The organism is Bacillus sp. BS1807G30, assembly GCF_040047675.1.
Taxonomy (GTDB): Bacteria; Bacillota; Bacilli; order Bacillales; family Bacillaceae; genus Bacillus; species Bacillus altitudinis.
Window position 1 is genome coordinate 646,781 of sequence record NZ_CP157353.1, and the last position, 22,193, is coordinate 668,973.

The 22,193-nt window shown below is 42.1% G+C and carries 19 protein-coding genes; 12 read left to right on the forward strand and 7 right to left on the reverse strand.

Annotated features, from left to right (window positions below; all coding sequences use genetic code 11):
* Positions 1-13: 13 nt before the first annotated feature.
* Positions 14-1,279 carry a peptidase gene (locus ABG082_RS03295; RefSeq protein ID WP_348936533.1) on the forward strand — a complete coding sequence of 422 codons (1,266 nt, stop codon included), beginning with the start codon at positions 14-16 and terminating at the stop codon, positions 1,277-1,279.
* A 195-nt stretch (positions 1,280-1,474) separates the two neighbouring features.
* Here the strand turns inward: ABG082_RS03295 and ABG082_RS03300 are convergent, their stop codons facing one another.
* Entirely contained in the window at positions 1,475-1,696 is a 222-nt protein-coding gene (locus tag ABG082_RS03300) for a DUF2892 domain-containing protein (RefSeq protein ID WP_008344274.1), read from the reverse strand.
* Positions 1,697-1,821: 125 nt separating this feature from the next.
* On the opposite strand from ABG082_RS03300, the gene ABG082_RS03305 reads away from it, so the two are divergent.
* Both ABG082_RS03305 and ABG082_RS03310 read left to right on the forward strand, forming a co-directional pair.
* On the forward strand, positions 1,822-3,564 hold the full coding sequence (locus tag ABG082_RS03305) for an adenine deaminase C-terminal domain-containing protein (protein WP_041093185.1): 1,743 nt from the start codon (positions 1,822-1,824) through the stop codon (positions 3,562-3,564).
* Between the two features lie 533 nt (positions 3,565-4,097).
* The gene (locus ABG082_RS03310; RefSeq protein ID WP_007496879.1) at positions 4,098-4,412 is read left to right on the forward strand and encodes a YerC/YecD family TrpR-related protein; all 315 of its coding nucleotides are present in this window, start codon (positions 4,098-4,100) and stop codon (positions 4,410-4,412) included.
* 64 nt (positions 4,413-4,476) lie between these two features.
* Here the strand turns inward: ABG082_RS03310 and ABG082_RS03315 are convergent, their stop codons facing one another.
* Both ABG082_RS03315 and ABG082_RS03320 read right to left on the reverse strand, forming a co-directional pair.
* The gene (locus ABG082_RS03315) at positions 4,477-4,983 is read right to left on the reverse strand and encodes a DUF3916 domain-containing protein (RefSeq protein WP_342494546.1); all 507 of its coding nucleotides are present in this window, start codon (positions 4,981-4,983) and stop codon (positions 4,477-4,479) included.
* A 116-nt stretch (positions 4,984-5,099) separates the two neighbouring features.
* Entirely contained in the window at positions 5,100-6,680 is a 1,581-nt protein-coding gene (locus ABG082_RS03320; RefSeq protein WP_144684816.1) for an FMN-binding glutamate synthase family protein, read from the reverse strand.
* A 147-nt stretch (positions 6,681-6,827) separates the two neighbouring features.
* Between ABG082_RS03320 and ABG082_RS03325 the strand changes: the two genes are divergently transcribed.
* A complete protein-coding gene (locus ABG082_RS03325; RefSeq protein WP_019743748.1) occupies positions 6,828-7,058 on the forward strand; it encodes a hypothetical protein in 231 nt (76 codons plus the stop codon).
* A gap of 20 nt (positions 7,059-7,078) precedes the next feature.
* On the opposite strand, the gene ABG082_RS03330 is transcribed toward ABG082_RS03325, so the two are convergent.
* Positions 7,079-7,453: a DUF2283 domain-containing protein gene (locus tag ABG082_RS03330; RefSeq protein WP_019743747.1), complete on the reverse strand. Its 375-nt coding sequence runs from the start codon at positions 7,451-7,453 to the stop codon at positions 7,079-7,081.
* A 282-nt stretch (positions 7,454-7,735) separates the two neighbouring features.
* On the opposite strand from ABG082_RS03330, the gene ABG082_RS03335 reads away from it, so the two are divergent.
* The 5 genes from ABG082_RS03335 to ABG082_RS03355 all read left to right on the forward strand — a co-directional run bounded on the left by ABG082_RS03335 (position 7,736) and on the right by ABG082_RS03355 (position 15,133).
* A complete protein-coding gene (locus tag ABG082_RS03335; protein WP_008344257.1) occupies positions 7,736-8,428 on the forward strand; it encodes a heptaprenylglyceryl phosphate synthase in 693 nt (230 codons plus the stop codon).
* Between the two features lie 57 nt (positions 8,429-8,485).
* A complete protein-coding gene (gene pcrA / locus ABG082_RS03340) occupies positions 8,486-10,708 on the forward strand; it encodes a DNA helicase PcrA (RefSeq protein WP_342494547.1) in 2,223 nt (740 codons plus the stop codon).
* A 44-nt stretch (positions 10,709-10,752) separates the two neighbouring features.
* Complete coding sequence (gene ligA, locus ABG082_RS03345) at positions 10,753-12,759, forward strand: NAD-dependent DNA ligase LigA (RefSeq protein WP_019743745.1); 2,007 nt, start codon at positions 10,753-10,755, stop codon at positions 12,757-12,759.
* Positions 12,760-12,801: 42 nt separating this feature from the next.
* The gene (locus ABG082_RS03350) at positions 12,802-13,962 is read left to right on the forward strand and encodes a CamS family sex pheromone protein (protein ID WP_223255677.1); all 1,161 of its coding nucleotides are present in this window, start codon (positions 12,802-12,804) and stop codon (positions 13,960-13,962) included.
* A gap of 163 nt (positions 13,963-14,125) precedes the next feature.
* Positions 14,126-15,133, forward strand: coding sequence for a phosphotransferase (locus tag ABG082_RS03355; RefSeq protein ID WP_019743298.1), 1,008 nt, complete (start codon positions 14,126-14,128; stop codon positions 15,131-15,133).
* A gap of 44 nt (positions 15,134-15,177) precedes the next feature.
* On the opposite strand, the gene ABG082_RS03360 is transcribed toward ABG082_RS03355, so the two are convergent.
* Positions 15,178-15,876, reverse strand: coding sequence for an MgtC/SapB family protein (locus ABG082_RS03360; protein ID WP_169476135.1), 699 nt, complete (start codon positions 15,874-15,876; stop codon positions 15,178-15,180).
* 162 nt (positions 15,877-16,038) lie between these two features.
* The gene (gene putP / locus ABG082_RS03365; RefSeq protein ID WP_019743299.1) at positions 16,039-17,520 is read right to left on the reverse strand and encodes a sodium/proline symporter PutP; all 1,482 of its coding nucleotides are present in this window, start codon (positions 17,518-17,520) and stop codon (positions 16,039-16,041) included.
* Positions 17,521-17,932: 412 nt separating this feature from the next.
* Between putP and gatC the strand changes: the two genes are divergently transcribed.
* From gatC to gatB, 3 genes are read left to right on the forward strand one after another with little or no spacing between them, the layout of a single operon-like run.
* Entirely contained in the window at positions 17,933-18,223 is a 291-nt protein-coding gene (gene gatC, locus ABG082_RS03370) for an Asp-tRNA(Asn)/Glu-tRNA(Gln) amidotransferase subunit GatC (protein WP_003213898.1), read from the forward strand.
* Positions 18,224-18,237: 14 nt separating this feature from the next.
* Positions 18,238-19,695, forward strand: coding sequence for an Asp-tRNA(Asn)/Glu-tRNA(Gln) amidotransferase subunit GatA (gene gatA, locus ABG082_RS03375; RefSeq protein ID WP_017359799.1), 1,458 nt, complete (start codon positions 18,238-18,240; stop codon positions 19,693-19,695).
* 13 nt (positions 19,696-19,708) lie between these two features.
* Positions 19,709-21,139 carry an Asp-tRNA(Asn)/Glu-tRNA(Gln) amidotransferase subunit GatB gene (gene gatB / locus ABG082_RS03380; protein WP_007496855.1) on the forward strand — a complete coding sequence of 477 codons (1,431 nt, stop codon included), beginning with the start codon at positions 19,709-19,711 and terminating at the stop codon, positions 21,137-21,139.
* A 182-nt stretch (positions 21,140-21,321) separates the two neighbouring features.
* Here the strand turns inward: gatB and ABG082_RS03385 are convergent, their stop codons facing one another.
* Positions 21,322-22,167: a TetR/AcrR family transcriptional regulator gene (locus ABG082_RS03385; RefSeq protein WP_348936534.1), complete on the reverse strand. Its 846-nt coding sequence runs from the start codon at positions 22,165-22,167 to the stop codon at positions 21,322-21,324.
* Positions 22,168-22,193 lie beyond the last annotated feature (26 nt).

Below are 22,193 nucleotides of genomic sequence, written 5' to 3' on the forward strand. Positions count from 1 at the left end.
AAGGATGAACGACTTGCAGCCAATGACACGTATCAGAAACTGGATGAAAGAGCATCAGAATGAAGCCATTACGCTTCTTCAACAAATGGTGCAATGTGACAGCACCCAAGGAAATGAAGAAGACGTGCAGCAGATCGTGGCCAATAAACTGTCCGCCATTGGCTTTGATGTAGACGTTTGGGAAATTGGCGGCGATGAATTACTAGAGCATCCTTATTTTTATTCCCCGCGCCGATCTTTTCAAGGGAGTCCAAACGTTGCTGGGCGATTGAAAGGAAAAGGTGGCGGCAAATCGATTTTATTAAACGGGCACGTAGATGTGGTTCCGGCAGGAGATAAGAATCAATGGACATATCCGCCTTACAGCGGGCATATCATAAACGGGAGACTTTATGGACGCGGGGCAACAGATATGAAAGGTGGAAACGTTTCTTTACTCTTTGCGCTTGAGGCACTGCATGCGCTTCAGATTCCCCTGAAAGGAGATGTGGTGTTTCATAGTGTCGTCGAAGAGGAAAGCGGTGGAGCAGGCACACTTGCAGCGATATTGAAAGGGTACACAGCGGATGCTGCCATCATTCCAGAGCCAAGTCATATGAACATTTTTCCGATTCAGCAAGGATCAAAGTGGTTCAGGCTGCATATTAAAGGAAGGGCAGCTCATGGCGGAACAAGGTATCACGGTGTTTCTGCTATTGAAAAGAGCACGGTGGTCCTTTCTCATATAGCGGCACTAGAAAAAGAAAGAAATCAGCGAGTGACGGAGCCTCTGTTTCAGCATATCCCGATTCCAATTCCTATCAACATTGGGAAAATTCAAGGCGGTGATTGGCCGTCCTCTGTCGCAGATCTTGTCACAATGGAAGGCAGGCTTGGTGTGATGCCAGGTGAGACAGTTGAGCAGGCAGAGAAGGAATTAGAAAATTGGATGACTGGACTCGCTGAAAATGATGATTGGTTTCAAGAACATCCTGTTGAGGTGGAGTGGTTTGGTGCTAGATGGCTTCCTGGGTCAATCGACTCTGATCACCCGCTTTTAGGTCTATTGAAGGAACAATATGAAGAGGTCATGCAGCACCCGCCAAAGGTGGAAGCCGCCCCTTGGGGGACAGACGGCGGATTACTGTCACAAGCAGCGGATATCCCAATCATTGTGTTTGGACCTGGAACGACAGAGCTTGCCCATTTCCCGAATGAATCCATTGAGATCAAACATGTGATTGAAGCAGCAGAAATCATTGCTGGTACGTTGGTCAAATGGTGCGAAGCAGCGGAGTGATTCACACACAAAAAAAGAAGGCTGTCTACTCAGCCTTCTCCAGCGTGCAGATAAACCCTCGCATTCGCCCGCTGGTCTGTGCGCCGGTGCTCGCCCTTCCTAGACTTCAAAGGTTTTCATGTCACGCTGAAAGGAAGACAAAGAGTTAAAATAAAATTCATTTAAGCCCTTTGTCAACAATCTGAAGAAGGCTGTCTACTCAGCCTTCTCTTTATGTGTATTCTGCTGTTCACACATATAGGTCACTGGACAAAAACGAAGAATACCAGAACCCAATTTTAATCCGCCGAGCATGATGCCAAAAAGCAGCATTTTACTCCATGGTTTTCGAGCATATAAGGATCCAGCTACAGTACATATCGTCATTCCGCAGGCAATTCTCATGAGCGCTTCCATTAAGCCAAGATTAGGTTTCATTGCAAGTGATTCTCCTTTTTTAAATTATTTTAAGTGTGATTTCAAGAAATTGTAACGTTTCATTAATGCGTAACGTGGTTCGTTATGTTACGATAGGGCTAATACAAATGAAGGAGAGTATGTGAATGTCCGAACGTACTTTTAATTGGAGAAACAATGACATCCGCACACAAATCGATGTAGTCGACTCAAAAATAGTTCCAACACTCCTTTTAACGAATGGACTCGTGCTAAACCCGTTTTTGAAGCAATGGGTGAAGGCAAATATTTGGATACATGATGATCGAATTGTTTATGTCGGAGCAGAGCTTCCTCAAAATAAATCAGCTAAACGTGTGATTGATTGTGAAGGTAAATACATTGTGCCGGGGTATATTGAACCTCACGCGCATCCGTTCCATATTTATAATCCCCAATCACTTGCAGAATATGTGTCTCAATTTGGCACAACAACAATGGTCAGCGATAACTTATTTCTTCTTTTGCAAAGCAACGAAAAGAAAGCGCTTTCCACTCTATGCGAATTAAAAAAGCAGCCATTTCAGTACTTCTGGTGGTCTAGATACGATCTTCAAACAGAGGTCAGGTATGAAGATGAGATGCTTCCTATTAACTATCGGAAAGAATGGATTGATCATCCTGACGTCCTTCAAGGCGGCGAATTAACGAGCTGGCCAAGATTAATGGACGGTGATGATCTCATTTTATATTGCATGCAAGAAACGAAGAAGCAGAGAAAACGAATTGAAGGACATTTCCCTGGGGCTTCTGAGAAAACGCTAACAAAAATGAAGCTGTTTGGAGCGGACAGTGATCATGAAGCAATGAATGCAGACGATGTGCTCAAACGCTTGTCTCTTGGCTATCATGTGTCCTTGCGTCATTCTTCCATCCGCCCAGATTTAGTGAACATTTTAAGAGAGTTGCATGAGCGTGACTTTAGGCACTACGATCACTTTTTCTATACAACAGATGGATCAGCACCTCATTTTTATGAAGAAGGCATGATCAATCGTCTCATTTCCATTGCCCTTGAAGAAGGCGTGCCTACTATTGATGCGTACAATATGGCGACCTTTAACATTGCGAAATACTATCAAATTGATGACTTATTAGGCGTGGTCGGTCCTGGCCGATTGGCTTCTTTGAATATTTTAGATGATCCGATGAATCCAAATCCAGAAACGGTGATTTCTAAAGGGGTGATCCTTAAATTAGAGGGGGAGAACCAGCATCAATTCCAAGAGACAAAATGGGAAAATGGCGGGCTTGAACCATTAGATTTAAGCTATGACCTGACGATGAGTGACTTGCAATTCTCAATGCCGCTCGGTGTCAAAATGCGAAATGCTGTCATTATGGAGCCTTATACAGTGGAGATTGATAACTCTGTCAATCAGCTGTCCTGTGACCATGATCAAAGCTTCTTCAGTCTGATTGATCGAAAAGGCGAGTGGCGCGTGAACACAATGTTAAAAGGATTTGCAAACAAGGTGCAAGGGTTCGTCAGCTCATTTTCAACCACTGGTGACATTTTAGTGATTGGGAAAAATAAAGATGATATGATGCTTGCTCATAAGCGAATGAAGGAAATTGGCGGGGGAATTGTGCTCACAGAAAACGGAAAGATTTTGCATGAAATCCCGCTGCAATTATCAGGCTGTGCATCAGCTGAACCGTTTGAAACGGTTCTTCAGCAGGAGCAAACGTTACGCGAGCTACTCATTGAGCGAGGGTATCCATTTGACTGCCCAATTGATACACTTGTCTTTTTCCAAAGCACACACTTGCCGTATATTCGAGTGACACCAAGAGGAATATTTGATGTCATGAAAAAAACTGTACTCTTTCCGTCTATAATGCGTTAAAATATAACAGAGTGGAGCTGTATCATATTTGCTAGGTTTCTGACCGCTGTTATAGGGCAGGAGTGAGCAAGAGATCTCTTCGCTGCTAGATATGGTGACAAAGCATAGGGCTTTGACATGACGAATGAAGTGCCCAATTGTAAAATGAATCTGTCGGTTACGCTGGCCGACCAACATATTTTGAATAATCAAGCAAGGCGGGGCGCAGGTTTGTCGTCTCGCCAAGCTTTCTACACATACTGTTTTTTTTAGGGAAAGACCTAACAGAGCAGAAGTGTTCTAGATATCGGAGGCAAACAAGTTTGTCAGATTGTCGCACAAGGAATATGACAAAACTTGTCGAATTTGTTTACGATAAAGAAGCTTCGGCTTACGAAAGAACCTGATGGCATTTTCAGCGTAGAACCAAACCTGTCATGATTCGTTCAAAGCTCATTGCTGAGGTTGAAAAAAATGAGTCAGGAAAGATACCGCTTTCTCGGAAAAGTCAGTGCGGAGCGGTGTGCCAATAGTAAAGGAGAAGATGTATAAAGATGCAAATTGATAAATTAAGGGGAAAAAGCTTAGATCAGCTATTCAACTCCATCTTGTCCCTTAAAGACCTGGAAGAATGTTATCGATTTTTTGATGATTTGTGCACCATCAATGAAATCCAATCTTTATCACAGCGTCTTGAAGTAGCGCGTATGCTTCGCGAGGGAAATACGTATCACAAAATTGAAACGGAAACTGGTGCAAGTACAGCCACTATCTCACGTGTCAAACGCTGCTTGAACTACGGAAATGATGCCTATACGATGGCACTTGACCGCGTAGCAGAGCAACAAGCAACGGACGAAACAAAATAAAGCAGCTTTCACTGCAAATATTCTTTATGATTTGTCGTTTTGAAGTTGAACAAAAAGAGCCGTTTCATTTGAAATGGCTCTTTTTGATATCATTAAGTTCTCCCATAAACCATCGTTCACCTTCATAGGACACTTCATCGTCATCAGTGATCACTACCTTAAAACCGATGGTTCGCATATTTTGCGGAACAGATAAATCCCATTCTTTTTGAATATTTCTCTGATCGGAAAGGGGAAGCCATGTCTGATACTCATCTTGTCTGTTGAAGAAATTTTTCACATAAGAATTCCCTTTAAACACAATGATTTGTGAATGCCATAATTCAGGTAGATCGACTGCGACCACGACACGATATATTTCCCTGTCGTTTTGTTTCAAATCAATGAGATGCTCAGCTCTATTCAATAGAGTTTGAATGCATAGACGTTTGATCTTTTTCGGTGTTCTGTTGGACGTCATAAAATCATCAGCCGCTGGTAGAGGCAGATGCCAGTAGTCAGAAACATTCGCCGGAAACGACTGCGTATTTGCGTTCATTTCTTTTATGATCTGTTGAGTCTTTCGTTTCATACCGCGGACCTTTTTTCACGCATACTCTTTCTCCTTATCATAGATCTATTAAGTTCTTTATACGTGATTGAGCAAAAATGTCAACAAAAAAAGGTGCGGAAACGCACCTTTTTAAGCTAGACAGACTGCTCTGTGCCTGAGAACATAGGGACTTCACTTGTCTGGCCGTTTTCTTGTCTAAAAATAATATGTTTTTCGTTAAAATGAATAGGTGATTCAATTCCAGCTGCTGCGCATAAATTAAACAAACCTTCTCTAAGGGACAGGATATAATTGCAGACTCGGTATTTCTTTTCTTCAATGGATAAACCTTTTTGCAGCTTTGGATCTGTGGTGGCAACCCCAACAGGGCATTTATTCGTGTGGCATACTTGCGCCCGAATACAGCCAACCGAGAACATCAATCCTCGTGCGATATTCACAAAATCTGCTCCCATGGAAAGGGCAATTGCGATTTTATCAGGGGAGAGAAGTTTACCAGACGCAAACAGCTTGACCTGATCTCGAACCCCATATTTCTTCAAAATTTGATGGACCATCGGCAGTGCGGTGAAAATGGGCAGGCCTGCGGAATCAGCCAGTTCATGAAAGGAAGCACCTGTGCCACCTTCTCCGCCATCCACTGTAATGAAATCAGGATGTTTTCCGCTTTTTTTCATATAGAGAGCAAGCTCCTCGATATCTTCTTTATGCCCAACAACTAGCTTGATTCCAACTGGTTTTCCGCCGATGTTTCGCAGTTGTTCAATAAAATCAAACATGTCAGGAATGGAGTGAAACATCTCGAATCGGTTCGGACTGTCAATGGATTGGTGCGGCGGCAGTTTACGGATTTGGGCAATTTCTTCTGTGACTTTTTCACCGTCAATGTGTCCCCCGCGTGTTTTCGCTCCTTGTGCTAGCTTGAGTTCAAAGGCTTTTACTTCATCATGTTCACTTTTTTTCTTAAACTCTTCAAACGAAAATGCGCCATCCTCCGTACGAACCCCAAATAAACCAGGTCCAATCTGACAAATGATATCGGCGCCCCCTTTGAGATGGTAAGGCGAAAGCCCGCCTTCACCTGTGTTCATCCATGTGCCGCCCGCCATTTTTAAGCCGGAGGATAGAGCAGTAATCGCCCGGTCGCCTAAGGAGCCGTAGCTCATGGCTGATTGACCAATCAATCCCTTGACGCGGAAGGGTTTTTGGCACGTATGTTCACCAATGATTTGTACATCTTCTTCATGGAGATAATAAGGTTTTGCTTCGACTTCTTTCGTATGTTCACTTCTTCTAAGTAAATTATCTTGATCAATTTGATACACTTTTGTTTGAATGTTTTCTGATTGGTCGATGCGCAATTCCTCTCGCTGCTTTGGAAAGAGGACGTTTCGAATGTAATAACCTGGCTTGTCAAAATCACGTTTTGAACCAAATCCCATTGTCCGGCTGTTGTATTTTCCAGACATGACGGCCTGCTCGTATTCTCTTCTTGAAAAAGGAAGTTCCTCTCGATCATTGAGAAAGAGATATTGGCGAAGCTCAGGTCCTATTTTTTCAAAAATGAACCGCAATTTTCCAATGACCGGATAATTCCGCAGGACAGAGTGTTCTTCTTGTTTTTCATCTCTCATCCAAATCCATAGTAATAGCACGACAGGTACGATCAAACAAATCACAATAAGTGCGCCTATGACAATGAAAGTCGTTGTCATCCATATCCCCTCTTTTCTCTTTAATTGTTGTTGTTATTCCACTTTTCGGTCAAAGAGAAACCACATGGCAAGAACAACATACTGTGACGTTTAGAAATGAAAAGGCAGGGTAACTTAAAAATAAGATCAAAAGGGGAGGGAACAAACATGAATAAGCGTCCAAATACGTATGTACTTGCTGGATTAGGAGTTGGAGGTGCTGTGTTATTAGCGGTTAAAAATAAACAGCATCTGAAGAAATGGATCAGCATGTTCCGATCAGATGAAAAGGTTCCTGAAAAAGCTGGTCACCCTGATCCGTTAGATATTCAAGACAACAAGATGGTCGATGAAGGGGCCATGACATCTGTTCATTATTTTAATGAAGTGAGACAATAGCTTTAAAAAACCGTTTTGAATCAATCAAAACGGTTTTTTCTTGTCTTTCTTTTGACATGATATTTAAGAGGATCGACAATGGTAAAACCAATCAGTCCATTGTGATCAGGCGTTGAGAATTGAAATTCAATGCCCGATAAATGATAGGTTGAGAGAACTTCCTGATCCGTAAAACGTAACGAAAGCTCGTCCTCATAAACGGGTGTGTGCTTCAACACCTTGGCTTCTTCTGCAAATAACTCCAGCCCAGCCACTCGGTCCTCTTTGTCGATGTCTACGTTCACACATTCATTCACGTCTAATTCAATGGTTTCTTTAATTGTCCCGATTCGAGGCGGGATGAGATAGATGTATCCGATGTCGATCGTTTGATCATATGTGATGGTTCTTTTCAAATCATTCACCTGCTTGGTCGATAGTAAAATGTTCCTTTCATGTATAATATCATGTGATGAGATGAAGTAGCTCTCATTTCAGTTCAGTATCCATCTATTGATCTCCCTTAGCTCCTCTTGAAGTGGAATTTTCCATATAGTCTCCATTCACCTCGCCTAAAGTGAAAATCGACTATTTTCAAAAGAATGAAACTTTTAGCTGAAGGAGGTTACCCATTTTTTGCGGTGTCTGATTTTGTTATAATATTTAAATGGAATGAAACGAATGGAGGAACGTTTTTCATGTATGATGTTACCGAGTGGAAGCATGTCTTTAAACTCGATCCAAATAAAGAGATTTCCGATGAACAACTTGAAGCGATTTGTGAATCCGGTACGGATGCCATTTTAATTGGCGGCAGTGACAACGTGACAGAAGACAACGTGCTGCAACTGATGTCAAAGGTGCGCCGCTTTCTTGTGCCATGTGTCCTTGAAATCTCGACACATGAGATGATTGTGCCTGGCTTTGACCTGTATTTTATCCCCACTGTGTTAAACAGCGCTCATCCTGATTGGATTGTTGGTCTGCATAAGGATGCGATGAAGGAATACGGTGATTTGATGTCAATGGAAGAGATTGTGCCGGAAGGATATGTCATCTTAAACGAAGAGTGTAAAGCGGCTAAGCTGACAGAGGCAAATACGGCACTGGATATAGATGACGTAAGGGCTTATGCGAGAGTGGCAGAGCACTTGATGAAACTGCCCATCTTTTACTTAGAATACAGCGGAACGCTTGGAGACATAGAGCTTGTGAAAGAAACCAAAGCAGTGCTACATGAAACGGTTCTATTTTATGGCGGCGGTATTGAAAGCGAAGAGCAGGCGAAAGACTTTGCACAGCATGCAGACGTTGTCGTCGTGGGAAACGTCATTTATGACAATTTTAAGGAAGCGTTAAAGACAGTCGACGCAGTGAAAAAGTCATCATAGTCAAACAAGACGAAACGGGTTAAAATAGAACATAAGTTCGAATTGGCGGTGAATGAAATGAATGAAATATCGAATCATCTATTAGAAGGGCTGAATGACGCGCAGAAAGAAGCGGTCAAAGCAACAGACGGGCCGCTGCTACTGATGGCAGGAGCAGGTAGTGGAAAAACACGAGTGCTCACGCATCGAATTGCGTATTTAATGGCAGAAAAACATGTGGCGCCGTGGAACATTTTAGCGATTACTTTTACAAATAAAGCAGCAAGAGAAATGCGTGAGCGTGTACAAGCCATTTTAGGGCCTGGTGCGGATGACATTTGGATTTCTACGTTCCACAGCATGTGTGTACGCATTTTACGACGCGATATTGACCGTATTGGTGTGAATCGCAACTTTTCTATATTAGACACATCTGACCAGCTTTCAGTCATTAAAAACATTTTAAAAGAACGAAATATCGATCCTAAAAAGTTTGATCCACGTAGCATTTTAGGTTCAATCAGTAGTGCAAAAAACGAACTCATTGACGCAGAGGAATACGCTAAAACTGCTGGTGATTTCTATGATCAAGTGGTCAGCGACGTCTACACAGATTATCAAAAACGATTACTCAAAAACCAATCACTCGATTTTGATGATCTTATTATGATGACGATTCGTCTGTTTGAGCGGATTCCTGAAGTATTAGAGCATTACCAGCGGAAATTCCAATACATTCATGTGGATGAGTATCAGGATACAAACAGAGCGCAGTACATGCTTGTGAAACTGCTCGCGCAGCGTTTTCAAAATATATGTGTGGTCGGTGACTCGGATCAGTCTATCTATCGCTGGCGTGGAGCGGATATTACAAACATTCTTTCCTTTGAAAAAGATTATCCGTCCAGTGTAGTGATTTTGCTTGAGCAAAATTACAGATCGACCAAACGTATTCTGAATGCCGCAAACACGGTCATTCAAAACAATTCAAACCGTAAGCCAAAAAACCTTTGGACAGAAAATGACGAAGGAGCGAAGATTGCCTATTACCGTGCGGATAATGAATTCGGTGAAGGTCAATTTGTCGCTGGAAAGATTCGTCAGCTTCATCAGAGCGGCAAGCGTAAATTATCTGATTTTGCGATCCTCTATCGAACGAACGCTCAGTCACGTGTCATAGAGGAAACGTTAATGAAGGCGAACATTCAATACAATATCGTCGGCGGCACGAAGTTCTATGACAGAAAAGAGATCAAGGACATTTTGGCATACTTACGCCTTGTGGCAAATCCAGATGACGATATTAGTTTTGCGCGCATTGTCAACGTACCAAAGCGTGGAATTGGGGCGACTTCTGTTGATAAAATTGCTGCATATGCAGAAATGAATGATCTTTCTATGTTTGAAGCACTTGGTCAGGTGGATTTCATTGGACTCAGTGCAAGAGCTGCCAATGCACTTGATGAGTTCAAACAGCTCATTGATCAAATGACAAATATGCAGGATTATTTATCTGTCACAGAATTAACGGAAGAGATCCTAGAGAAAACAGGCTATCGTGAAGCACTAAAGATCGAAAAAACGATTGAAGCACAAAGCCGTTTAGAAAATATTGACGAGTTTCTATCGGTCACTAAAAACTTTGAAGAACAAAATGAAGATAAATCACTTGTCACCTTCCTGACAGACCTCGCCCTCGTCGCAGACATTGATAAGCTGGATGAGGCTGAGGAAGAAGATCAGGATGCGGTCATTTTAATGACGCTTCACGCAGCAAAAGGGCTTGAATTCCCCGTTGTGTTCTTAATGGGAATGGAGGAAGGTGTCTTCCCGCACAGTCGTTCATTAATGGAAGATGCCGAGATGGAAGAAGAGCGCCGTCTCGCTTATGTAGGGATCACACGGGCCGAAGAAGAGCTTTATTTATCAAGTGCGAAGATGAGAACGTTATTCGGCCGGACGAATATGAATCTGGAATCAAGATTTATCAGAGAAATACCAGCTGATTTATTGGACAACCTAAATGAGAAAAAAGAAACGAAAACACCATTTGGCCAAACGAAAGAAAGACCGCAAAGACGAGGGCCTGTCTCACGTCCACAAACGCAAACCATTCAAAACACAGGCGGCGGCAGCATTGGCTGGGCTGTCGGTGATAAAGCCGCTCATAAAAAATGGGGCGTTGGCACGGTTGTGAGTGTAAAAGGTAGTGGAGATAGTACAGAGCTTGATATTGCCTTCCCAAGCCCTACAGGCATTAAGCGTCTCCTTGCCGCCTTTGCGCCAATCGAAAAGCAATAAACTGATAGGACTGACAAAACGGATGAAGTGAAAGGAAGAAGCAGATGGATAAAGAAGCAGCGAAACGCCGGATCGAGGAACTACACCAGATTTTGAATCAATACAACTACGAATATCACACACTGGATCGTCCAAGTGTTCCTGACGCTGAATATGATGCGCGGATGCGTGAGCTGATCTCTCTGGAGGAAGAACACCCTGATTTAAAAGCAGCGGATTCACCCTCGCAAAGAGTAGGAGGTGCTGTTTTAGACGCCTTCCAAAAAGTTCGTCATGGTACACCGATGCTCAGTCTCGGCAATGCGTTTCATGAACAGGACCTTCTTGATTTTGACCGCCGGGTTCGTCAAGCAGTCGGTGACGACGTCGCTTACAATGTCGAGCTGAAAATTGACGGACTCGCTGTTTCTCTCCGTTATGAAAATGGCGTGTTTGTCCGGGGTGCCACGCGGGGTGATGGGACAACAGGTGAGGATATTACCGAGAACCTCAAAACCATTCGTTCCATCCCGCTCAAAATCAATCGGCCTCTGTCGATTGAAGTGAGAGGCGAGGCATTTATGCCAAAACCTTCTTTTGAAGCCCTTAACGAAAAAAGATTACAAAACGAAGAAGAGCCGTTTGCGAACCCGCGTAATGCGGCTGCTGGCTCACTTCGTCAGCTCGATACGAAAATTGCAGCGAAACGAAACCTTGATATCTTCGTCTACAGTATAGCGGAGCTTGATGAAATTGGTGTTGAAACGCAAAGCGCAGGACTTGATCTTCTCGATGAGCTTGGCTTTAAAACGAACAAAGAAAGACGGATGTGCCAAACCATTGAAGAGGTGATCGACCTCATTGAAACACTGAAAACAAAGCGTGCTGATTTCTCATACGAAATTGATGGCATTGTCATTAAAGTCAATTCATTGGCACAGCAAGAAGAACTAGGCTTCACAGCAAAAAGTCCACGCTGGGCTGTTGCGTACAAATTTCCGGCCGAAGAAGTCGTGACGAAGCTGATTGATATTGAACTAAGTGTTGGACGTACTGGCGTCATCACACCAACAGCGATTCTTGAGCCTGTAAAAGTGGCAGGAACGACAGTGCAGCGTGCTTCTCTTCATAATGAAGATTTGATCAAAGAGAAGGATATCCGCCTTTTTGATCAAGTGATTGTCAAAAAAGCGGGCGATATTATCCCAGAGGTTGCAGGGGTCCTTGTTGATCAGCGAACAGGAGAAGAAAAGCCGTTTCACATGCCGACTGAATGTCCAGAGTGTCAAAGTGAGCTGGTCAGAATTGAAGGAGAAGTTGCGCTTCGGTGCATCAATCCACAATGCCCCGCTCAAATACGTGAAGGACTCATTCACTTTGTGTCTCGTAATGCGATGAATATTGATGGGCTAGGCGAGCGAGTCATTACACAACTTTTCAAAGAACAGCTTGTCTCTCGTGTATCAGACCTGTACCGTTTAACAAAAGAAGAGTTGATTCAGCTAGAACGAATGGGCGAGAAATCAGTTGATAATTTACTGCGTTCGATCGAGCAATCGAAAGAAAACTCTCTTGAACGGTTATTATTTGGACTCGGTATTCGATTTATTGGTTCTAAAGCAGCGAAGACGTTGGCCATGCACTTTGAGGATATCGATCAGTTAAAACAAGCAACGAAAGAACAATTACTTGAAGTAGATGAAATTGGTGAAAAAATGGCCGATGCAGTCGTCACGTACTTTGAGAAAGAAGAAATACTAGATCTGCTAAATGAACTAAAAGAACTTGGTGTCAATATGACCTACACAGGGCCAAAACCGGTGAAAGTAGAAGAAAGTGATTCCTACTTTGCAGGAAAAACCATTGTGCTGACAGGGAAATTAGAAGAAATGTCTCGTAATGATGCAAAGGCAGCGATCGAAGCATTAGGCGGCAAGTTAGCAGGTAGCGTAAGTAAAAAAACAGACTTAGTCATTGCCGGCGAAGCAGCTGGAAGTAAGCTGACAAAGGCAGAAGAACTCAATATTGAAATTTGGGACGAAGCCAAAATGCTCGAGGAGCTAAAGAAATAAGAGGAGTGTTTTCTATTGAAAAAGTTGCTATTGCTGCTGACAATGCTCACACTGGTATTGTCAGCGTGTGCACCTTTTGGGGGAAAGGATGAGGAAGAGGTCACACAAAAAACGGATGAAACGAAAGAAACAGCGATCATCCCAATGTACAACATCTCTGATTCCTATTACAAAATGGTGCTGCCGTTTAAACAAGGAGCGGCAAGAGGACTAACAGCAGAGCGTCTCAATACACGCTTAGACATTGATGAATTTGAAACAGGACTCATGCGCCTGGCAACAGAATCATTTAATACAAACGACTATCTGTTCCAAGAAGGCCAGCATTTAGATGAAGATACTGTTCTCAGCTGGCTTGCCCGCAAAAAAACAGGCAGTGATCTGAAAAAAGCTGAAAAAGAAGACAAAGACTTTAAGAACTTAGGTTTAAACCCTGCTCTTCCAAACTCAGGTTCAACAAAGTCAAAAAATGAAAATAGTCCAATCTACTTAGCTTCCATGCTAGAGCATAATTACTTAATTAGAAAAGATAAAAATAGCTTACAGCTTGGCGGGGTTGTCATTGGTCTTGCGCTTAACTCTGTCTATTATTATCGCGAAAATATCGGGGATCCTCAGCAAGAGGTGACCATCGATTCATCGAAAAATTCAAAGAAACTTTTAGCAGAGGGCGAAAAAATTGCGGAACAAGTCATTAAACGACTTCGTCAAATGGACGGACTGCAAAAAGTCCCAGTCATGATTGCCCTTTATAAACAAGCGCCAAAATCATCTATTGTTCCAGGAAACTTCATCGCTAAAACCGATGTAAAAGCAGGATCAGCTGATATTGGCAGTTGGGATACGATTAAAGAAGAGAATGTCTTCTTCCCTTCAGATAATGCCAAGAGCAGCTATAAAGATGATTCAGAGCGATTTGACCGCTTCAAGACAAAGGTAGAAGACTACTTCCCGAATTACACAGGTGTGGTAGGCAAAGGTTTCTATAAAAACGGGAACTTGCAAAAAATGAAAGTAGAAATTCCAATGCAATTCTACGGAAAAACAGAAGTCGTGGCATTCACGCAATACTTAACAGGTGAAGTCATGGATTACTATAAGAGCACCAATATAGAAATCAACATCACCTCTTCTGATCAGCAAGAAGCCCTCATCACAAAAAATGCTGAAGACAAAGAACCAACTGTCCATATATATGACTAAATAAAAACCGCCTTTTGGCGGTTTTTTATTTCTAATTAGAGGAATCTTTCAACTTTTGTCAAAGTATGTGAAGAAACCAAAAGGAAAGGCAGGTATGTTGATGCTCGTATAAATGCTGATTACCGTCATATATAAGTAAAAAGACGATAAAAGGAGAATCAGCATGCATAAAGAAGTAAAAGCACGATACGATGAACAAATGGTCTTAAAGAAAGCGGCTCTACTCTATCATTTTCAGCCAGAACAGGTCACATTTCTAGCCGATGCAGAAAATTATGTGTATGAATATACGGATGAAAAAGGGTCGAGTTATATATTGAAAATCACCCATACCATTCGCCGCTCCCGCACATATATTTTGGGAGAAATGGACTGGATTCGGTATTTATCTCAACATGGAATCTCAGTAGCTAAACCGGTTTTATCCACAAGAGGAAAAGATGTTGAAGCGATTCCCGATCAAGCAGGAGGCGCTTTTTTGCTGAGAGTGTACGAAAAGGCGCCCGGCAGAAAAGTGACCGAAGCAGATTGGAATGGACAGTTGTTTCAAGCGTTAGGAGCCTATACAGGGCGTATGCATCAAACGACTAAACAATATCAAGTGAAAGATCCTCGCTATAAGCGTCAAGAGTGGTATGAGGAGGAGCAATTAAAGCTTGAAACGTATATTCCTTCTGATCAAACGGTTGTGTTGCAGCGAAAAGATGAACTGATGCAAAAGCTTCACCAGCTCCGAATATCCAAGGATGTCTATGGACTGGTGCATGCGGATTTACATCACGGGAACTTCCACTATCATCAGGGAGAAATCATTGCATTTGATTTTGATGATTGTGGGTATCACTGGTTTATCAACGATATGAGCATTTTGCTATACAACGTTCTTTGGTATCCGGTGATTCCGTATGAGGATAAAGCTGAATTTACGGGTGAATTTATGAGCCATTTTCTCAAAGGCTATCGACAGGAGAATGAGCTTGATGACGCATGGCTGGCGACAATACCAGATTTCCTTATGCTGCGTCATATGCTTATTTATGGGCTTTTACATCAAGCATTTGATCTCCGAACACTAAGCGCTGACGAAAGTGCCATGCTGGCGCGTTTTCGAAAGGAGATTGAGGACAAAACCCCAATTACGCCTTTTGACTTTCATCAGCTAACAACATAAATCGAAAGCCCCTTGCTGTTTCACATAGCAAGGGGCTTTTTATCCTACACCGTATCACACTTCACACCAACAACGCCTTCTAAATCTTTAATATCAAAGTACACATCGGTTGTATAGCGGTCTTTATGTACGCGAACACGTACTTCCATGATCGGATAGTCTTTTTCCTTTAAATCATCAATACGTACAGAATGAATCCGAATATTGAGTGCTTTCATTTCTTTTAAAATCTCTGTCATGCGGTTTCGATCAGAAAGTGACATTCTAATGCGGATTTCTTTTTCTTGTAAGCGAATGGGTCCAATCCGCTGGAAGAGCCAAGGTAAAAATTCCACACTGACAAGAATAAAGAAAAGACTGAGGAAGGCTTCTTTATAAAAACCTGCACCTGTTGCAACCCCAAGTCCTGCTGCTCCCCAAATCATCGCAGATGTCGTAAGACCTGAGATGACGTCATTGCTTTTGCGAAGAATCACACCTGCTCCAATAAAACCAACACCAGATATAATTTGCGCCGGTAACCTGAGTGGGTCCATTTGAAGCTTAGAGACTCGAGGGAAATTGTAGGCTGCATCAATGCTGATGATGGTTAATACGCAGGAGCTGACAGCAATGACAATACACGTTTTCAGCCCAAGCGGCTTTTTCTTAAGTTCGCGTTCAAGACCGATGATCAAACCGATTAAGGTGGCAACGGCTAATTTTAAGACCGTATCCCATTCAATTGTCCAAAACATGCGTATCGCTCCTTTCACTTCATGTACGTTTCACATCATGTATATGATCTTCTCACAGCCCATATGGCTGCACAACTTCTATTTTATTCAGAAACGGGAGAAAGAAAAGCATTTTATTTAAAAATAAAGAGAGTCATCCGCATAATGCAGATGACTCCTCATGTCTGGTTATTTTGTTTCTTCTTCGAGATGGTCTTCCATTTTGCTAAACAGCTTTTTAGAAGCTTTAGACGGTTTATTTGTTAAGAGGCTGACAATAATAGCAGTCAAACCACTTAAAATAAATCCAGGAACCATTTCGTACAATCCAGTCGTGTTGTTTAAGCCTGTTGAAATCCAAACGAGAACGACAACAGCCCCAACAATCATTCCGGCTAAAGCGCCATGATGATTCATTCGTTTCCAGTATAGACATAACAAGATGACTGGACCGAATGAAGATCCAAATCCAGCCCAAGCATAACCGACAAGGTCAAGAATGGTATCACTTGGGTTTAGAGAGAGACCAATGGCAACAATCGCTACGACTAGTACAGAGATACGTCCAATCATCACAAGTTCTTTGTCAGAGGCTTTTCTTCTAAAGAATGTACGGTATAAATCCTCTGTCATCGCACTTGCAGTGACAAGCAGCTGAGAAGAAATTGAACTCATAATTGCAGCTAAAATGGCAGAAAGTAAAAATCCAGTAATATATGGATGGAATAACACTTTAGAAAACACAATAAAGATGGTTTCTGGGTCTGCCAAAGTGGTGCTTGTTTCATGAACATACGCCACGCCGACTAAACCGACAGATAGTGAACCAATGACAGACACAATCATCCAGCTCATACCGATACGACGTGCTGGCTTTAAATCTTTTACAGTCGTAATCGCCATAAAGCGAACAATAATGTGCGGCTGTCCAAAGTAACCGAGTCCCCAAGCGAGGAAGGAAATAATGCCAATGACGCTCGTTCCTCTAAAAATATCAAGCAATTTAGGGTCAATCTGTTGAATATCATTGAATGTGGCAACAGGTCCACCTAATTGAGTAAAGGCAACGATCGGCACGAGCACTAATGCTAAAAACATAATAGCTCCTTGAACAAAATCAGTTAAACTAACTGCCAAAAAGCCGCCGAATAGTGTGTACAAAATCACGATACTAGAAGTTAAGATTAAACCAAACATATAATCAGCACCAAACGCTGATTCAAATAAGCGTCCGCCTGATACCATACCTGATGAGGTGTAAAGCGTAAAGAAAATCATAATGATGACAGCTGAGACAGCTTTCAATAAAGTAGATGAGTCTTTAAACCGTTTGTCAAAAAAGTCTGGAATGGTAATCGCATCATCAGCAACTTCTGTATACGATCTCAATCGTGGCGCTAGGAATAGATAGTTTAAGTAAGCCCCACTAATTAAACCAACAGCAAGCCATCCAGATGAAAGACCAGTTGTATACATAGCGCCTGGAAGCCCCATCAGCATCCACCCACTCATATCAGCTGCACCAGCAGATAGAGCCGTTACATAAGGACCTAACCCGCGTCCGCCTAACATATAGTCATTCAAGTCATTTGTTTTTCTGAATGCATACCAGCCAATAGCAAGCATTCCAATAAAATAAATAGATAGAGAAATTACAATCTCAATACTCATGTTTCCATATCACCTTTTTCGTATTAATTTGACATCACCTCAATCAAAATATACACAAAGCAGCCTATTGAACTGTCTGCTCACTGCTATGGTTACTTAACCTATCAGAGTATTCCCAAGTGATCAACCTTCTTAAACATCCTCATCATACAAAAAAAATACGTGTATGCGTGATGAGCGTCTATATGTAAGCGTTTACTAAATTAAATCAAAGTAAAAATTTTCTGAAAAATAAAAAGTCAGCTTGATGAATATTTTAGACACTGGCTACACCACAATGACATATTAGTGGACAAAGCCTTTCTAGGCGTCCTCGTAAAGTTGCTTTAGAACAGTAAAATTTGATATGATAAAGTGTATATGACTTATGATCATGACCACGAACACGTATCATTTTTGGAGGTGAACCTGCATGTCAAGAATTTCAATAGAAGAAGTAAAGCATGTTGCGCATTTGGCACGGCTTGCGATTACAGAAGAAGAAGCTGAGATGTTTACAGAACAGCTTGATAGCATCATTTCATTTGCAGAGCAGTTAAACGAGGTAGATACGGAAAACGTTGAACCAACAACACACGTATTAAAAATGAAAAACGTCATGAGAGAAGATGTTCCGAATAAAGGTCTTTCCATTGAGGCAGTCATCAAAAACGCGCCTGATCATAAAGACGGCTATATTCGTGTGCCATCAATTTTGGACTAAAGGAGGCCTGAGGCATGTCACTGTTTGACCACAAAATTTCTGAATTAAAAGAGCTTTTACATAAAAAGGAACTGTCTGTTTCTGATTTAGTGGACGAGTCTTATAAACGAATCCATGAAGTAGACGGGAAAGTACAAGCATTCCTAGCGCTGGACGAAGAGAAAGCACGTGCGTATGCAAAGGAATTGGACGAGGCAGTTGGTGAAAAGGACGAGCTTGGTCTATTGTTCGGTATGCCGATCGGTGTCAAAGATAACATCGTGACGAAAGATTTACGTACAACGGCATCAAGTAAAATCTTGCAAAACTTTGATCCTATTTACGATGCAACCGTTGTGAACCGCTTAAGAGAAGCGGAAGCTGTCACAATCGGTAAATTAAACATGGACGAATTTGCGATGGGATCTTCTACGGAGAACTCTGGCTTCAAAGCAACGAAAAACCCGTGGAATTTAAACACAGTTCCAGGTGGGTCAAGTGGTGGCTCAGCAGCATCTGTTGCAGCTGGAGAAGTACCATTCTCTCTAGGATCAGATACAGGCGGTTCCATTCGCCAGCCGGCATCATTCTGTGGTGTTGTTGGTCTTAAACCAACGTATGGCCGTGTATCTAGATACGGTTTAATCGCATTTGCTTCATCATTAGATCAAATTGGGCCGATTACGCGTAATGTTGAGGACAATGCATATGTTCTTCAAGCGATTTCTGGTGTTGATCAAATGGACGCAACGAGTGCAAATGTCGATGTCCCAGATTTTCTTTCTTCATTAACTGGCGACATCAAAGGCTTGAAAATCGCTGTGCCAAAAGAATATCTTGGCGAAGGTGTTGGCGAAGAAGCAAAAGAGTCTGTTCTTAAAGCGTTGAAAGTATTAGAAGGACTTGGTGCCACATGGGAAGAAGTATCTCTTCCGCATTCTAAATATGCGCTTGCGACTTACTACTTGCTTTCATCTTCAGAAGCATCTGCAAACCTTGCTCGTTTTGACGGTATTCGCTATGGCTACCGTACAGACAATGCAGACAACCTGATTGATTTATATAAAAATACCCGTTCTGAAGGCTTTGGAGACGAAGTGAAACGTCGCATCATGCTTGGCACATTCGCTCTAAGCTCAGGATATTACGATGCATACTATAAAAAGGCGCAAAAAGTCCGTACGCTGATCAAAAAAGACTTTGAAGATGTTTTCGAAAAGTATGATGTCATTGTAGGACCAACAACACCAACTCCGGCATTTAACATTGGTGAAAAGACAAGCGATCCACTCACAATGTATGCAAACGACATTTTAACGATCCCTGTTAACCTTGCAGGCGTTCCAGGAATCAGTGTGCCTTGTGGATTTGCAAATGGTCTTCCGTTAGGACTGCAAATCATTGGTAAACACTTTGATGAAGGAACCGTTTACCGCGTGGCTCACGCTTTCGAACAAGCAACAGATCATCATAAAGCAAAACCTGAACTGTAAGGGGTGAATCAGAATGAACTTTGAAACGGTAATTGGACTTGAAGTCCACGTAGAGCTCAAAACACAATCAAAAATTTTCTCAAGCTCACCGACGCCTTTTGGTGCGGCTGCCAATACGCAAACAAGTGTCATCGATCTTGGTTATCCTGGCGTACTGCCTGTGCTGAACAAAGAAGCGGTGAACTTTGCGATGAAAGCAGCAATGGCACTGAACTGTGAGATTGCAACTGATACAAAATTTGACCGTAAAAACTATTTCTATCCTGATAACCCAAAGGCGTATCAAATTTCTCAATTTGATAAACCGATCGGTGAAAACGGCTGGATTGAAATTGAAGTAGACGGCAAAACAAAACGAATTGGTATTACACGTCTTCATTTGGAAGAGGATGCAGGAAAACTGACGCACACAGGCGACGGTTATTCACTCGTCGATTTCAACCGTCAAGGTACACCACTTGTTGAAATCGTATCTGAGCCTGACATTCGTACGCCAGAAGAAGCGTATGCTTACTTAGAAAAATTAAAATCCATTATTCAATATACAGGCGTCTCTGACTGTAAGATGGAAGAAGGCTCACTTCGTTGTGATGCCAACATTTCTCTTCGTCCAATCGGCCGTGAAGAGTTTGGAACGAAAACAGAGCTCAAGAACTTGAACTCATTCGCATTCGTCCAAAAAGGTCTTGAATTCGAAGAAAAACGTCAAGAGCAAGTATTGCTTTCTGGCGGTCTCATCGAACAGGAAACACGCCGCTATGATGAAGCGTCTAAAAAGACGATCCTGATGCGTGTCAAAGAAGGCTCTGATGATTATCGCTACTTCCCAGAACCAGATTTGGTGGAGCTTTACATTGATGACGAGTGGAAAGAACGTGTAAGAGCATCGATTCCAGAGCTTCCAGACGAGCGCCGCAAACGCTACATTGATGAACTTGGACTTCCTGCATATGACGCAATGGTACTGACGCTGACAAAAGAAATGTCTGATTTCTTTGAAGCAACCATTTCAGAAGGTGCTGAAGCGAAGCAAGCATCAAACTGGCTCATGGGTGAAGTATCTGCCTACTTAAACTCGGCTCAAAAAGAGCTGGAAGATACGAAGCTAACGCCGCAAGGACTGGCTGGCATGATCAAGCTTATCGAAAAAGGAACGATTTCTTCTAAGATTGCCAAAAAGGTATTCAAAGAGCTCATTGAAAATGGGGGAGATGCAGAAACAATCGTCAAAGAAAAAGGACTTGTCCAAATTTCTGACGAAGGTGCACTGCTCAAACTTGTCACAGAAGCACTTGATAACAACCCGCAATCCATTGAAGACTTCAAAAATGGAAAAGACCGCGCGATTGGTTTCTTAGTCGGACAAATCATGAAAGCATCGAAGGGACAAGCAAACCCACCGATGGTCAACAAGATTCTTCTCGAAGAAATCAAAAAACGATAAATCGCAAAAACCGCCTCATGGAAGAGGCGGTTTTTTTGTTGATTGACATGACAGGGTCTTATCACAGATTCAGACCACCGCCGTATATCAATTCATTGGTTCTTTTTTTATAATGAAGCATAAGCTTTAGCACATATTCGAAGGGGATAAAGGTGAATTAAAGTGAACATCGCCACGTATTGTCATTGGAGGAATAGCTTCAATTGTTCCACAGCTCTTTGGACAGCGGAGTCCTCACACGTTTCTAAATTTGTCAGCATCCCTTGAATGACCGGCTTGCGAGGCTCATCTTTGGCCAATTCTTCTTCAATGACTTCAATGGATACAAGGGTATCATCCGAAAGCAGATGCTCAGATTTTAACAATCGAAGCTCTTCTTGAAGAGTAGCGGCATTTGGCGCTTCATCATCCCAAATGTTTTGCTTCAGAATCGGCTTCGCATGAGAACGAAGAAGCCCATGAACCAAATCATCAAATCGGTCGAGAATAAAGGATGAGAGCTCTTCACATGATAATTGCATCTGATCTTGCAAAAGCAGTACCTGCACATAAGATTGGATGATTCCTTGAATCATGACTGACAGGTCAGTTATATATGGTTCGATCTCCTGTCCATACGTGGTCAAAATAGAAATTTGGATTTCATCATTCATCTGCTTTTTAACCGTTTTGGAATACTTTTTAATTTGCTGGTTTTCCGGAATAATGTTCTCGCTGAGGATCAAAATGATAAAATCCTTGTTCGCAGCAAAGTGCTGGAACTGTTCAGCGATTTGTTTTTGAAAGATATCTCTAGGCGCAAGATGTTGATTTTCTTTTCGAATCTTTTCAATACTTTGCATAGACGTGTCGATATAATATTCAAACGCTCTGTTGAAAAGCTGTTCTTTTGATTTGAAATGCAAATAAAATGCACCTTTAGATATTCCGCATTCATCTGCAATTTCCTGAATGGTCGTAGAAGAAAAACCTTTTTTCGCAAACAACTGAATGCTTGCTTTAATGATCTTTTCTTTTTTTTCGTTCATGAAATAAGGCCCCTTCAGCTTTAGAA